Genomic DNA, 13,478 nt, shown 5'->3' on the forward strand with positions numbered 1-13,478 from the left:
TCGGGTATGTTCAACGTATGGAAAGTTTGGACTTGGATGCTTCCCAGCTACGTGCGGTCGACGGTGCCTTACAGAGTCGTTCCACCATCGTTTTGGGTGGTGCTGGCACCGGTAAGACAACAACGCTGTTGGAAATTGCCTCCCGAATCATTGACCGTGGCGAGTCGCTCGTCGTGCTCGGGGCAGGGCGCAAGGCTGCGGATCAGCTGCGCACCAATCTGACGCTACGTCACGGAAAACTTCCCGCCAACATCGAGATCCGCACGGCGCAGGCATGGGCGTTCAGCCTCCTGCAGGTGTATGCAGCGGCCCGCGGCCGACACACACCAGAACTCATTACCGGCCCCACTCAGGATTCGATCATTACTGAACTCCTGCGTGAAGCCTCCGAGATGATCGACTGGCCGGCTGAGCTCGACCACGAAATCATGGATCTGCCCGGCTTCCGTGCCGAACTTCGCGACCTCTTTACCCGGTCTGCTGAGCTCGGCATCAGCGGCACCGAGCTGATCGAACTCGGTAGGGAAGAGAACGAACAGATCTGGATCGCTGCCGGTCAGCTCATGGATCAGTACGAGGGTGCGCTTGCGCTTGAGGATGCCACCGTTCAAGGTGGTGTCGGTGCTGACCGATTCGATCATGCACGCCTTGTCCACCAGGCCGCCTGGCTCCTTGCCAACCCCGAAGCCTGGGAACCCGGAGAGGTGCCAACCGTCGACTGGATTCTCATCGATGACTACCAGAACGCAACGCTTGCTACCGCGGCTCTCCTGTCAGCGGCACACCACGTGAAGCCTGGGGACGGGATGGGGGCACGGCTGGTCATGACCGCGGATCCCGATACGGCAGTGGAAGGCTTCAGAGGCGGCATTGCCCACCTGCCAGGTCTCGCACGCGGAACCAAGCCCGGTATCGGGCTCTCCGCAGGAGTTGTCACTCTCGACCATCGCTACCGTGCCGGGGCAGAGCTTGCCGAACTCCACAACCGGATCGTGGACCGTATCGGTGTTGCGGGCTTCGGCACTCACCGCAGGCCCGAACCTGGTAGTTCAGACGACACCCTCACCGTTAGGACTTTCCCCGGAACCGATCAGGAGCAGGCAGGGATCGCGCGCATGATCCGTAGGGCCCACGTAAGGAATAGCGTGCCCTATGACGACATGGCGATCATTACCCGCTCCCGCAACGTCCACACCGAACTCGAACGGGTGCTGCGCGATGCCGGGGTGAGGGTTCGTCCCGCTGCACGCAACGAACCACTTCGATACGTCCCCATTGTCCGCGCCCTCATGAACGTCATGAGGGAGGGGGTTGCGGGTGACCTCACCGAGGCCGAACTCTACTGGCTCCTGTCTTCCCCGCTTATTGGGCTCGATCCGAGCAAGAAGAGACAACTGACCCATCGCGTCTCGGTCTGGGGACACGAGAACGAGACCGGTCAGCCACTGCGAGTGCTGATGGGGGAGACGGAAGCAGACTGGGCCACGCCACTTCGAAAGCTCCACCGTATCCTTGAAGCCACACGGACAGCTGTTGCCGAGGGTAAGAATGCGGAAGAAGTACTCTGGGCCGCATGGCAGGCAGCAGATCTTGCCGAGAACCTGCGCGAGCAGGCCCTCGCTGGCGGCGCTACCAGCGGGGCAGCGAACGCCATGCTTGATGCCGTCATGCACCTTTTCCGCATCGCGCAGCGACTCGTTGACCGGGACGCTCGCACAACAAGTGCGCAGTTCCTTGATGAGCTTGAATCCCAAGAAATTGTCGAAGACTCGATTGCTCGAACCGGTCAGGAGTCCGGTGTCCACCTGCTAACCCCCGCCATGGCCATCGGCCAAGAATTCACCCTCGTGATCGTGGCCGACCTCAACGACGGCACCTGGCCAAACCTGCGGGTAAGAGACGGGCTGTTCGGTGCAGGAAAGCTCGCCGAACTCTATCTGGACAGGCTCACGGATAACGTCACCAGTCTTCGCAGTGTTGTCGACGATGAATTGCGGATGCTCGCATTCGCAGCCAGTCGAGCAACTCATCACCTGGTCCTCACTGCAGTTGACTCGGAGGAGACTTCGAGGTCGCGCTTCATTGATCTCCTCATCGATGAAGACAATGTTGAACACGTTCAGGCCAGCAAGCTGTCGATGTCGATCCCCGGCGTCGTTGGCAGGCTCCGCTCCGCAATGACCGATCCCACTCTGACTATCAGCGAAACGGATCGGGAGTTGGCAGCAGATATGCTTGTATCCCTCCCAAGTTGGACTGCGGAGCACCTACCGGGTGTTGCCCCGCGGGACTGGATTCCTTCGTTACCGCCAAGCGACCCGCGCCCGTGGTCCCGGACGACACGTATTTCACCGTCGGGAATCGCAGATATCTCCAAGTGCACACTCAAATGGTTCGTCCAGCGGATCGGGCTGAGCGATACGGATGACCGTCAAGCACTCGACCGGGGAAATCTCATTCACGATATTGCCGAAGCTCATCCGGACGGGGATGCTGCCGCGATTATGGCGTCCTTTGAGAAGAAATGGCCCGAATACTCGATCGCCTTCACGGAAGGCTACGAGCGAGATTTTGAGAAGAAAGAGATTCTCAAGACGATCAACACCCTCATCTTTTACCTCAACGGCCAAACGCGAGCCCAAGTTGAGCAGAAACTATCGGTGGAAACCCCGCACTTCACCGTGAGTGGGCGTATCGACCGTATTGAGGAAACCACGAACGGGCCGATCATTACCGACTTTAAAACCGGCACTACTGCAGAAACCAAGGCCGAGGCAGAAGAGAATCCGCAACTCCGCACATACCAATGGCTCTACGAGCAAGTGAATGGTTCCCCGAGTGCCGGCGCGCAACTTGTGTATGTGCGATTGCCTCAAGCAAAAGGTAATCCGACCTTGCGTGAGCAGAAGGCGCTCGATGATTCGGGACGAGAGGCCGTGGTCGACATGTTGAACGATGTCGCGTCCCAGCTCGGAGGAATCGATATTGCCGCTCGAAAGGGAACCTGGTGTGACCACTGCCCGGTGAAAAATATGTGCCCCAACTTTGACGAAGGAGCTCTCTTCTCATGAACCTCGAAACTCGTGAAGGTGCGAGCGCATTCCTTCAACAGGTTGACGGATTCCCTCCAACTAGTGATCAGCTTGATGTCATCATGGGCGGTGCCGAACCCTCGCTCGTGATCGCGGGCGCCGGTGCCGGTAAGACCAAGACCATGTCACTGAGGGTTGTTTACCACGTGGCGGCAGGTAATGTGGAACCCGCAGAGGTCCTCGGCCTCACCTTCACCAAGAAGGCCGCGAACGAGCTTTCCTCTCGCATCACCACCATGCTTCGGAAGGCAGCGCGGTTGGGTGGCACCGCAATCAACGAGGAAACGGTGATCCTGTCACGGCCTGTTGTCTCTACCTACAATGCTTTCGCGTCGAGCATAGCGACAGAGCACGGACTCATCGTGGGAGTTGATCCTTCTGCCAGAGTCATTAATGATGCGGAGAAATTCCAGATCATCAATGATCTTGTGCGGGGCTGGGAGGAGGACCTCAGCGAGCACGGGAGTGGCAAAGTCAGCACCCTGACCACTAATGTCATGGACCTTGCGGCAACCATTCTCAACAACGAACTGACAACCGATCAGGTTCGCGAATCGCTGACAGAGTTCCGGGACCACATTGTAGCTGCCGGGGCCGAAGGCTTGGCGAAGAGCAAAAAACTGTCTGAATTCTTGTCCACCTACGAGCATCGCTTCCGACTACTCAACGTCGTTGATGCCTACCTAGCCTACAAGTCTGATCATCAGCTCGTGGAGTTTGCTGACCAGGTTTCGGTTGCCAGCAGAGTCCTCCAGAAGCGCCCTGATATTGTGCAGTCCCTCGAGGACGAGCATCGGCTCGTGCTGCTGGATGAATACCAGGACACGTCGGTTAATCAGTCGAAATTCCTGCGCCAAATCTTTGGTGGGGGACACAATGTCACTGCCGTGGGCGACCCGAATCAGGCGATCTACGGGTGGCGCGGGGCATCGGCTGATGCTCTGGCAGATTACAAGCACTCGTTCTCGGAACCTGAAACCAAGATGCCGCAGTATTCTCTATCCACCGCATTCCGCAATAAGGGCGAGATCCTTGAGGCGGCAAACGCCGTATCCTCTTCGTTGCGGCAACACGCAGAGAAATCAGGGCTCCATGTTGAGCCGCTTGAAGCGTTCACCAAGACCGGTGGCGAGGTAGAACTTGCCTTCGATGTCATGGAAGAAGATTCCTACAAGACTGTTGCCGCAGACATTGCCCGCTACCGTCAAGAACACGCCGCAAACAACAACGGACAGGGCCCGTCCATCGCAGTTCTTTGTCGCGCCCGCGCATCCATGGAGCCCATGGCCAAGGCTTTGGCCGAGCTCAAGATTCCCTACATTGAGCACGGGAATCAAAGCGCAATCTCTCAGCCCGAAGTGGTCACGATTCGAGGACTCCTCCGGACAGTTGCGACACCGGCTCGGGGACAGGCCATGTCCCGGCTGCTCAGCTATCTCAATATTTCCCCTGCCGATATGGAAGCGGTCAATCAGGTTCGAAATGCTCTGGGGCGAAAGAACGACGTGGAACTGAGCTTTGCCGAGGCACTCCCGCATCTGGACCAAGCCGACCTAAGTGACGTCGCGAGAGGGAGACTCAATCGCCTCAACCGCTGGATTCAGACCCTGACGGAGGCACGCTATTCAAGGATCGAGGACCTCGTTTCCCTTGCCATCCGCATCACCGGCATCGAGACCGAAGTCTTCTCGCGTTCGTCATCGGGAGGCATCGGGCAAGCCAGCCTGTCCTCCTTGCAGCGCCTCGCGTCTGGCTACTCCGAGTCGATGGAAGGTGCGACCCTTGAGGCTTTCCTTGATTGGCTCGACCTTGTCGAGGAGAAGGAACACGGCGGATCTGACGAGCTGCCTCTGGCCGACCTGGCAGCTGAAGCTGAGGGAATCACGAAAGACGAACTCGAGAACCCGAACACTGTCACCATCATGACGATTCACGGAGCCAAGGGTCTCGAATGGGACTATGTCGCGATTGTGGACATGAAATACGGTGGCTTCGACCTGCTGACGACGAATCCCAGATCACCCTGGATCAGCAACGTTGCGAAGGTACCCATGTGGCTCCAGGAGGATGCCCATTCTCTGCCCGAATGGCGGTGGAAGGGAGACGACGATGCCAAGTCACTTGAAGCGTCATTTGGCAAGTGGCTGTCGGAGGACTTCGCGGATCACGAAAATAGGGAGCGTCGCCGACTTGCCTACGTGGCGATGACCAGGCCCCGCACCCGGCTACTCATGGCGGGCTACTGGTACAAGAAAGCTCAGAATGCGGAGGAGGCAGAAGAGCAACTGCAGGATCCCAAGAAAACTGTCAAGTATGGTCCTTCGCGCCTCCTGAACGGCATCAACGTGCCTACCAGCGGAGTCTCGATGACGGAACTCCCTGCAATCGATATTCCGGAGGAGGAAGCCGCCGAGCAGAAGAATTACATGGCGGATCAGCAACGCGGTGCTACCCGCGAACTTCTCGAGGCCAAAGAATTTGTTGAGTCACGAGTTCCCCTTTCCGTGGGTGAGATGGAAGAACGCGTCCAGGATGGTTCCGGGTGGATTAGGGATTCGCTCACCGACCTCGTCGCACTCCTTGATGGTGATGACGAGGCGGAGTTTGAACTGGAGCGGATTACCGCAAATGGTGTGGTGACGATGGCTACTGACCAGGTTCAGTTCCGTCTTGACACGGAACGCCCGATCCCGTCGGAGCCGGCACATGCGGCCCGCCTGGGGCAGCAGGTCCACGAGTACATTGCGTCCAGGTTTGGTGCGCCGCGAACAGGTGACCTGCTTGATGTGTCGGGTGATGCCGACCAGGTGCTGGGACTCGATCTTTCGGATCCGCATGTGGCACGCCTCGTTGACGCATTTGAGACCCTGCCTCTTGTAAAATCCGGAACTGCTCCCATCGCCGTCGAAGCACCGGTGGATGTGGTCGTGGCTGGCATTCCCATGCGTGGAACGATCGATGCCGTGTTCCCTGACGGTCAGCATCCTGACACCGGTGAAGAGCGGGTCCGTATCGTTGACTGGAAGACGGGCCGCTACCCGTCAGACCTAGAGAACAAGGAGCTTCAGCTTCACCTCTACCGGCTCGCATGGGCCAAGGTGACCGGAATGGATCCTCGCAATATCTCGGCCACCTTCGCCTATCTGGGCGAGAAGGATGAGAAGAAGCGGATTCACGACATCCCCGCAATGGATGAAGAGACTTTGACCGAGAAGATCACGACCCTCGTCAATGCCGTGAAGGAAGCCCGCTAGCCCCAGTCTTTGTCCTAGTCTCTGCCAGCTGAGACGGACGGGTATGAAGGACGACCCCGTAACTGTTTCCACCCCGACGGATTATCTCCGTACGGGGTGGAAGCAGTTAAGAAGTAAGAGAGCTCTATTTTGCTGAGCGGGTTGTGGTAGCGGTGGGCACTTCCGGCACCTCGGTTTTCCATCGAGGACCGGAGATTTCATGCGGATCGCGCGCGATCGTCTCATCGAGTTCGATGAGCATGGCACGTGCCTCGTTCATGATCTCCGGGGAATCGATGCGGACACCGTGAAGGAGCCAGCGTGCGAGAGCGAACTCGGAGTGGAGGGCAACCCGGTCGAGCAGGTGAGCATCGCCGCCAATACCTCGTGCCATGGCGTAAGCCTCGGTGACCGTGTCGAGCATGTCGTCATCCAAGGAATTTGCGAGCCACACGAAGTCGGAAGCCGGGTCGCCAACGTGGGCTTCACCGAAGGAGGTAATGGCGGAGACTTGACCGTTCGACCAGAGGACATTGTCTTCATCCATGTCCCCGTGGATCGGAACCGTTGCAATGTCCCACAGGCTGTCATCAGCGATCCACGCATCCCACCGGCCGAGGAGACTGGAGGGTGCCATGCGGGTGAGGGCAACATCTTCGAGCTCGGTCGTAAGGCGCTGACGCAGTCCCTTGGCATCGTAGACGGGGACACCACCGCTTGAGAAGACCGAGGGGCTGAGCTCATGGAGTGCACCGAGTGCACGTCCGATGGACTGGGCACCCGCCTTTGTCATGCGTTCCAGCGGCATCGGGTGGCCGAATGGTTCACGGAAGACCATGGCGCGGCCACCGTGATCAACCGAGGTAAAAGCTTTGGGGCGAACCACGTCGAAGGGAAGTTTCCCTTCGTCCACCGCAGTGATGAGACCATCGGCCAGCGCCGCTTCTGCCTCGAGGGAGGCACCTGCGAGCGGGTGGCGGGGGAGCTTGACAACCCAATGGCGTCCCTGCGAGTCGACCGCACCACCCGTGTGATAGTCGGGGGTGGACTCGAAAGGGGGACGGGTCGCAACAATCTCGACGTCCTGGAGTGCAGAAACGGCGACCGCTGCGAGGTAAAGGGAAGTATGTGCCACGCACTCAACTTATTAGATTGGAGCCCTACCTGCCAGGTCACACTCCGGGATGTGGCTACGCTGACAGGCAGGTTTTGCCGTAGCCTGGAAGACGTGGCTACTGATTATTCGTCTGAAATTTCTGATATTCGTTCAACCTTTGAACAGATCCGCCTCGTCACTGACCCCGAGGGTCTTGAGAAGCGGATCGCTGAGTTGACCGAAGAATCGTCCGCGCCCGACCTGTGGGACGACCAGGAGAAGGCTCAGGCAGTCACTTCGAAGCTGTCCCACGCACAGTCGGAACTGAACCGACTGAATGCAATGGGCGCGCGGATTGATGACCTTGAGGTCATGGTGGAGATGGCGGCGGAGGAAGCCCTCGTCGATGAGGCCTCCGGTGCGGAGCTCTACCAAGAAGCAGACAGGGAAATGAAAAAGATCCACAAGGACCTAGACGACCTTGAGATCAAGACACTGCTATCCGGGGAGTACGATTCCCGTGAAGCAGTCATCACCGTTCGAGCCGGTGCCGGCGGAGTCGATGCCGCCGACTTTGCGGAAATGCTCGTCCGCATGTACTCGCGCTGGGCCGAACGCAACGGCTACGCGGTCAAGATGCTGGACACCTCGTACGCGGAAGAGGCCGGCATCAAGTCCGCCACCTTTGAAATCAAGGCCCCGTACGCCTACGGGACACTATCGGTCGAAGCGGGCACGCACCGACTCGTCCGTATCTCACCCTTCGACAACCAGGGAAGGCGCCAAACCTCCTTCGCTGCTGTTGAGGTCATTCCGCTCACCGAGCAGACCGACCATATCGACATTCCCGAGGCCGACATCAAGGTCGACGTGTTCCGTTCCTCCGGCCCCGGCGGGCAGTCAGTCAACACGACTGACTCCGCGGTCCGCATGACCCACTTGCCCACCGGCATCGTCGTTTCCATGCAGAACGAGAAGTCCCAGATACAGAACAGGGCTGCGGCACTGAGGGTCTTGCAGGCCCGTCTTCTCGTGCAGCGCCAGGAAGAAGAGGCCCGCGAGAAGAAGGCACTTGCTGGGGATGTGAAGGCTTCGTGGGGTGACCAGATGCGCTCCTACGTGACCCACCCGTACCAGATGGTGAAGGATCTGCGAACCGGTTTTGAATCGGGCAATCCGGACAATGTGTTCGATGGTGAGATCGACGGATTTATTGATGCGGGGATTCGCTGGCGTGTGGGACAACACGTCAATGATGACAATTAGGTAACGGCGTGCCTCGTGGCGGGGCTGTGACAGTGCGATAGCTTAAACGTGAATTACTGTCCCTCGACCTTGGCCTCGCATGATCACTTTTCAAAATGTCACGAAGATCTATCAGAAGGGGGCCCATCCGGCTCTCGATGATGTGACTCTCGATATCGAACGAGGAGAGTTTGTTTTCCTCGTCGGCCCATCAGGGTCAGGTAAGTCGACCTTCCTTCGGCTCTGCATGCTCGAAGAGCAGGCGACCTCGGGAAAGATTTTCGTTCTCGGCAAGAACCTTGCCGAGCTTTCGTCACGCCGCACCCCGAAGCTCCGCCGCCAGGTCGGTCGAGTTTTCCAGGAGTTCCGCCTGCTCGAAGACAAGAACGTGTTCGACAACGTGGCGTTGGCGATGCAGGTCATTGGTAGGCCCCGCCACCACATTCGTTCCGCAGTGCCAGAGGTGCTCGACATGGTGGGACTTGGCGGCAAGGAAAAGCGGAAGATGACAGAACTGTCCGGTGGTGAGCTCCAGCGTGTGGCGATTGCTCGCGCCATGGTGAACCGCCCCAAGCTACTTCTGGCCGATGAGCCGACCGGTAACCTCGACCGCAACACTGCCAGTGGCATCATGTCCCTTCTCGACCGGATTAACCGCAATGGCACGACGGTGGTGATGGCGACCCACGCCTACGACATCGTGAACGAGATGCGTAAGAGGGTTGTCACCCTCAGTGATGGAGTGGTTGTGTCCGACCAGGAACGCGGCATGTACGGAACGGGAGGCCAGGCATGAGAATTGGCTTCATTCTTTCCCAGACTTTCAAAGGCATCCGTTCCAACCGGGTTGTTGTTATTTCCCTCGCCCTAGTGACGTTTGTTTCGCTCATGTTCCTCGGTGCGGCATCCTTGCTCCAAACCCAGGTGGGGAACATGAAGAACGAGTGGTACGACAAGGTTGAGGTCACCGCGTTCATGTGCCCCACCAACCCGACAACGGCCCAGTGTGCCGGGGGTGAGGCCACTCAGGAACAGATCGATGACGTTGATGCGTTCCTTAAATCGGACTCGATGGCTCCCTACGTTGACGAGATTTACATCGAATCCAAGGCGGATGCTCTCGCGAACTTCAAGGAGCAGATGGAGGGGACGACCTGGGTTGACGCTCTGACCGAGGATGCGATGCAGGTGTCGTTCCGCGTGAAGCTCGTGGACCCGGAAGAATTCCAGATCGTTGCCGACGAGCTCAGTGGCCAGCCCGGCGTGGAATATGTTGTGGACCAGCGTGAGCAGCTCGAATCAATTTTCTCGGTCCTGAACGGCGCCACAGTTATTGCCGGTGGCCTCGCTATCACCATGATCATCACCGCGCTCCTGCTCATTGTTACGATGGTGCGCCTGTCCGCCATGTTCCGTGAAAAGGACACGGGAATCATGCGCATGGTGGGTGCCTCCAACTCGACCATCCAAGCCCCCTTCGTCCTCGAGGGCGTGTTCGCTGCCCTGCTCGGCTCCCTCCTTGCGGTGGGCGCGCTCTTTGGTGGCGTGAAGTACTTCTTTGACTCCCCGGATTCAGAAGCCCAGTTCAGCTTCATCAAGCTCATCAACTCCGGCGATGTCCTCACCCTTGCCCCGTGGCTCGTGGGTGGCGCACTCATCGTCACCGCGCTCGCTTCCTACATTGCTCTCCGCCGCTACACGAAGGTCTGATTTCATGAAATTGCGTCACTCCCTGGCTGGGGCCACCGCCACCGTTCTGCTTGTCCTGTCCGGATCGGCCGCGCTGGCTGAGAGCGATGACGAGAGAGATGAACTCGTTCAGCAGCAGGAAGAGAACGATCGGAAGATCGAAGAGTTGCAGTCCTCCCTCGAGGGCATCGATGTGGATCTGCAGGATGCCTACCTGGCTCTCGAACAGACCCGCAACGAAATCCCGATCGCCCAGCAGCAGCTTGCGACCGCACAGTCGGAACTGTCCGCAGCAGAACGCGAGAGCGAAACGATCGCCGGGCAGCTGGAAGCGGCCCGTGCCGAGCTGACAACGATCGAAGAGCAGCTTGCCGAAGATTCAGAACTTTCCGATCAGACCCAGGCCTCTCTCAACGAGCTTGCGCGCTCCGCATACCGAGGTGACACAAACGGGTCGGCCGTGGACCTGTGGTTTACGTCCAGGTCGTCCGAGGACCTCTTCAGCACCATTGCCGCAACGAACTCGATTGCTCGCACCGAGACGGCACTCATTACCGAAGCCCAGACTCAGGTAGCAGTGAACCAGAACAGGCTTGCACGTCAGCAGGTCGTTGAAACAACGATCGTTGACCTGCAGGTGGAAGCCGACGAACTCGTCATCGAACTCGATGCGAAGCGCGAAGATGCTCAAATCAAGGCCGATGACCTCATTGCTCTCGAAGCGAGCGAAAAGGCATACGCGGATGAACTCGAGGGCAAGCGTGACGAGTTCAATGCGTCCGTTGCGAAGCTTGAGGACGACAACGCCGATATTGCTTCGACAATCGTCGCCATCGATGAGGAAAATGCACGACGCCAGCGTGAAGCAGAAGAAGAGGCACGCCGCAAGGCTGAGGCAGATGAGCGGGAGGAAGCGGCCGCCAAGGCACGCCAAAACGTTGCTCCCGTCCCCACCCAAACTGCTGACTCGGCACCTGCGCAGACTCAGGATCCTGCACCTGAACCAGCACCTGCTCCTGAACCGGCACCCGCGCCCGCTCCGGCGCCTGCCAGCACCACCTTTGTTCCTCCCGTCCCCGCACCGGTCTATGTCACCTCACCGTTCGGTATGAGATGGTACCCGATTACAGGCGGCTACTGGATGCACAATGGTGTCGACCTACGTTCCGTCTGTGGTGAAGGGCAGGTTGCTACAGCCGACGGTATTGTGGCGGAGGTTCGCCCCGCCGCCGGTAACGGTACCCATGGCAACCAGGTCATTGTGAACCACGGGATCATCAATGGCTCGTCCTACGTGTCGGTGTACAACCACCTGAGTGGCTTCGCTGTCTCGCCCGGACAGTCTGTCTCCCAGGGCCAGACCATTGGCTACACGGGACAGACCGGTCAGGTCACAGGTTGCCACGTCCACTTCGAGATCTGGCAGGACGGTTCGGTCATCGATCCCATGACTCAGCCCGGATTCACACGCCGGAACTAGTCCCCAATGTCTGCGTGGTATCTCGTTTTCGTTTCATGCAATGAGTTAGCTGCCCGTCACGAACTAATAGCCGAGTCGGGCAGTCGCATTTTTGCTTGAATGCGTCCGTCCAGTGGAGCCATGGATACAGTCCAGCTTCACGGGACTGGAGCTGTGACTCGTCACTTTGGTATAGTGGCATGTTCGTTCGTGTCTGAGGAGGAATTATGGCAAAAGCAGGCGCCACGTCCCAGGCGCAACGGAAGAAGGAAGCGGCCGACAAGAAGCAGGTCATCGCTCGTAACAAGAAAGCTCGTCACGAGTACTTTATTGACGAGACCTACGAGGCTGGCTTGGTCCTGACAGGCACCGAAGTGAAGTCCTTGCGCATGGGCAGGGCTTCGATCACCGAAGCCTGGATAGAGATGGACCGCTACGGCGAGGCTTGGCTGCAGAACGCCACCATTCCCGTCTACGTAGCCGGTACTTGGACAAACCATGCACCCACCCAGAAGCGCAAGCTTCTTCTCCACAGGGATCAGATCCTGCGCCTCACCCAGAAGTCACGCGAGAAGGGGCACACGATTGTGCCGCTCGAACTGTACTTCATCGGGGGGCGGGCCAAGATCGAGATCGCACTCGCTCGAGGCAAGCAAGAGTGGGATAAGAGAGAAACGCTTCGCCGCAAGCAGGACGATCGTGAAGCACGCCGCGCCATGTCCGACTTCCGCAAGGGACGTAAGGAATAAAGTAGCCGGGAAATCGGTTACAATATATGTCTGCCCCGCAGTGGGTAGTGCTGTTTCAAAACAGAATAGGGGGCGATCGGTTTCGACAACGGTCGAGATTGATGTGAAGCGGGTCGAGGAGGCACAGTCATCTCGTTAACGATTCTGTGCAAACCAATAGGTGCCAACTCTAAGCGCACCGATTTCGCCCTCGCTGCCTAAGCGAGCCTCGAAATCCGTCAACGTGTAGCCTGCTCTTGCTACACGAGCTGACGTCGTTTTAAGAGCCACTGCTTCTTACTCTTGTACGTGGAGTAAGGTGAACACTTAGCGTGCTAGGTCTGTCAACGTTATGTCTATACAAGCGTTGGGGCCAAAAATAACGTTATGTAGACTGCACCCGGAGAAGCCATTGGTCGACATCGTTGGACCCGGGTTCAATTCCCGGCGCCTCCACGAACACGTTCAAACGGAACTAGAGAATCCGTGAGGACACACAGCCCCTCGAACGGCATCAGCCAGTTCGAGGGGTTTCTTGTACCCAAATCTAATGATATTCGCATGTCCTAGCGGTCCGTCGGGAGGTAAAGTACGAGTGGGTGACACTCCTGTGCTGGTCGCATGGTGGATTGCTGTGACGCAGCGCCGGCGGCGGCCCGGTAGCAATGACGTGGTAAAGGAGGGCGCACGTCATAAACACGAAGGTGACGACGAACGACGAATACCTCGACGGTTTCGATCCTGCCTGCAGGGACGAGCTAACGGATACCTGAGTTCGCAACCTCGCTTGTGCCGGACTTTGAGGAATCTATCAGCTACCGTATGCCCACTTTGAAGTACTAGGGACGCGCGTTGGTCTACTTCACGCCTCTAAGAAACACCTGAGCTTCTACCCATTGAGTTGGGCAATTGAGGAATTCCGCGCTCGTCTCTCCG

Annotated in this window: 8 protein-coding genes and 1 other RNA gene; 8 read left to right on the forward strand and 1 reads right to left on the reverse strand. The window is 58.2% G+C overall.

What is annotated here, in order from left to right; translation table 11 throughout:
• The first annotated feature begins 17 nt into the window (after nucleotides 1-17).
• Together BN1241_RS02615 and BN1241_RS02620 are read left to right on the forward strand one after the other, a co-directional pair.
• Entirely contained in the window at nucleotides 18-3,071 is a 3,054-nt protein-coding gene (locus BN1241_RS02615) for a UrvD/REP family ATP-dependent DNA helicase (RefSeq protein WP_082418171.1), read from the forward strand.
• A complete protein-coding gene (locus BN1241_RS02620) occupies nucleotides 3,068-6,346 on the forward strand; it encodes an ATP-dependent helicase (protein ID WP_054952161.1) in 3,279 nt (1,092 codons plus the stop codon). Before BN1241_RS02615 ends, BN1241_RS02620 begins: the two co-directional genes overlap by 4 nt.
• Before the next feature lie 124 nt (nucleotides 6,347-6,470).
• Here BN1241_RS02620 and BN1241_RS02625 read toward each other — a convergent pair whose 3' ends face one another.
• Nucleotides 6,471-7,460 carry a phosphotransferase gene (locus BN1241_RS02625; protein ID WP_054952162.1) on the reverse strand — a complete coding sequence of 330 codons (990 nt, stop codon included), beginning with the start codon at nucleotides 7,458-7,460 and terminating at the stop codon, nucleotides 6,471-6,473.
• A gap of 93 nt (nucleotides 7,461-7,553) precedes the next feature.
• Between BN1241_RS02625 and prfB the strand changes: the two genes are divergently transcribed.
• The 6 genes from prfB (at nucleotide 7,554) to ssrA (ending at nucleotide 13,001) form a co-directional block, all read left to right on the forward strand.
• The gene (prfB, locus tag BN1241_RS02630) at nucleotides 7,554-8,687 is read left to right on the forward strand and encodes a peptide chain release factor 2 (protein WP_054952163.1); all 1,134 of its coding nucleotides are present in this window, start codon (nucleotides 7,554-7,556) and stop codon (nucleotides 8,685-8,687) included.
• A 79-nt stretch (nucleotides 8,688-8,766) separates the two neighbouring features.
• A complete protein-coding gene (gene ftsE / locus BN1241_RS02635) occupies nucleotides 8,767-9,462 on the forward strand; it encodes a cell division ATP-binding protein FtsE (RefSeq protein WP_054952164.1) in 696 nt (231 codons plus the stop codon).
• The gene (gene ftsX, locus BN1241_RS02640) at nucleotides 9,459-10,376 is read left to right on the forward strand and encodes a permease-like cell division protein FtsX (RefSeq protein ID WP_054952165.1); all 918 of its coding nucleotides are present in this window, start codon (nucleotides 9,459-9,461) and stop codon (nucleotides 10,374-10,376) included. Before ftsE ends, ftsX begins: the two co-directional genes overlap by 4 nt.
• A 4-nt stretch (nucleotides 10,377-10,380) precedes the next feature.
• On the forward strand, nucleotides 10,381-11,835 hold the full coding sequence (locus tag BN1241_RS02645) for a M23 family metallopeptidase (protein WP_054952166.1): 1,455 nt from the start codon (nucleotides 10,381-10,383) through the stop codon (nucleotides 11,833-11,835).
• A 206-nt stretch (nucleotides 11,836-12,041) separates the two neighbouring features.
• Nucleotides 12,042-12,563, forward strand: a complete 522-nt coding sequence (smpB, locus tag BN1241_RS02650) for an SsrA-binding protein SmpB (protein WP_054952167.1) — start codon at nucleotides 12,042-12,044, stop codon at nucleotides 12,561-12,563.
• 68 nt (nucleotides 12,564-12,631) lie between these two features.
• Nucleotides 12,632-13,001: a transfer-messenger RNA gene (gene ssrA, locus BN1241_RS12175) on the forward strand.
• The last annotated feature ends 477 nt before the right edge of the window (nucleotides 13,002-13,478 follow it).

Source organism: Flaviflexus massiliensis, assembly GCF_001375495.1.
Classification (GTDB): Bacteria; Actinomycetota; Actinomycetes; order Actinomycetales; family Actinomycetaceae; genus Flaviflexus; species Flaviflexus massiliensis.

Coding starts and splice junctions, on each gene's coding strand:
- BN1241_RS02615 (WP_082418171.1), top strand. CDS start 18: ATGGAAAGTTTGGACTTGGATGCTTCCCAGCTACGTGCGGTCGACGGT.
- BN1241_RS02620 (WP_054952161.1), top strand. CDS start 3,068: ATGAACCTCGAAACTCGTGAAGGTGCGAGCGCATTCCTTCAACAGGTT.
- ftsE (WP_054952164.1), top strand. CDS start 8,767: ATGATCACTTTTCAAAATGTCACGAAGATCTATCAGAAGGGGGCCCAT.
- ftsX (WP_054952165.1), top strand. CDS start 9,459: ATGAGAATTGGCTTCATTCTTTCCCAGACTTTCAAAGGCATCCGTTCC.
- BN1241_RS02645 (WP_054952166.1), top strand. CDS start 10,381: ATGAAATTGCGTCACTCCCTGGCTGGGGCCACCGCCACCGTTCTGCTT.
- smpB (WP_054952167.1), top strand. CDS start 12,042: ATGGCAAAAGCAGGCGCCACGTCCCAGGCGCAACGGAAGAAGGAAGCG.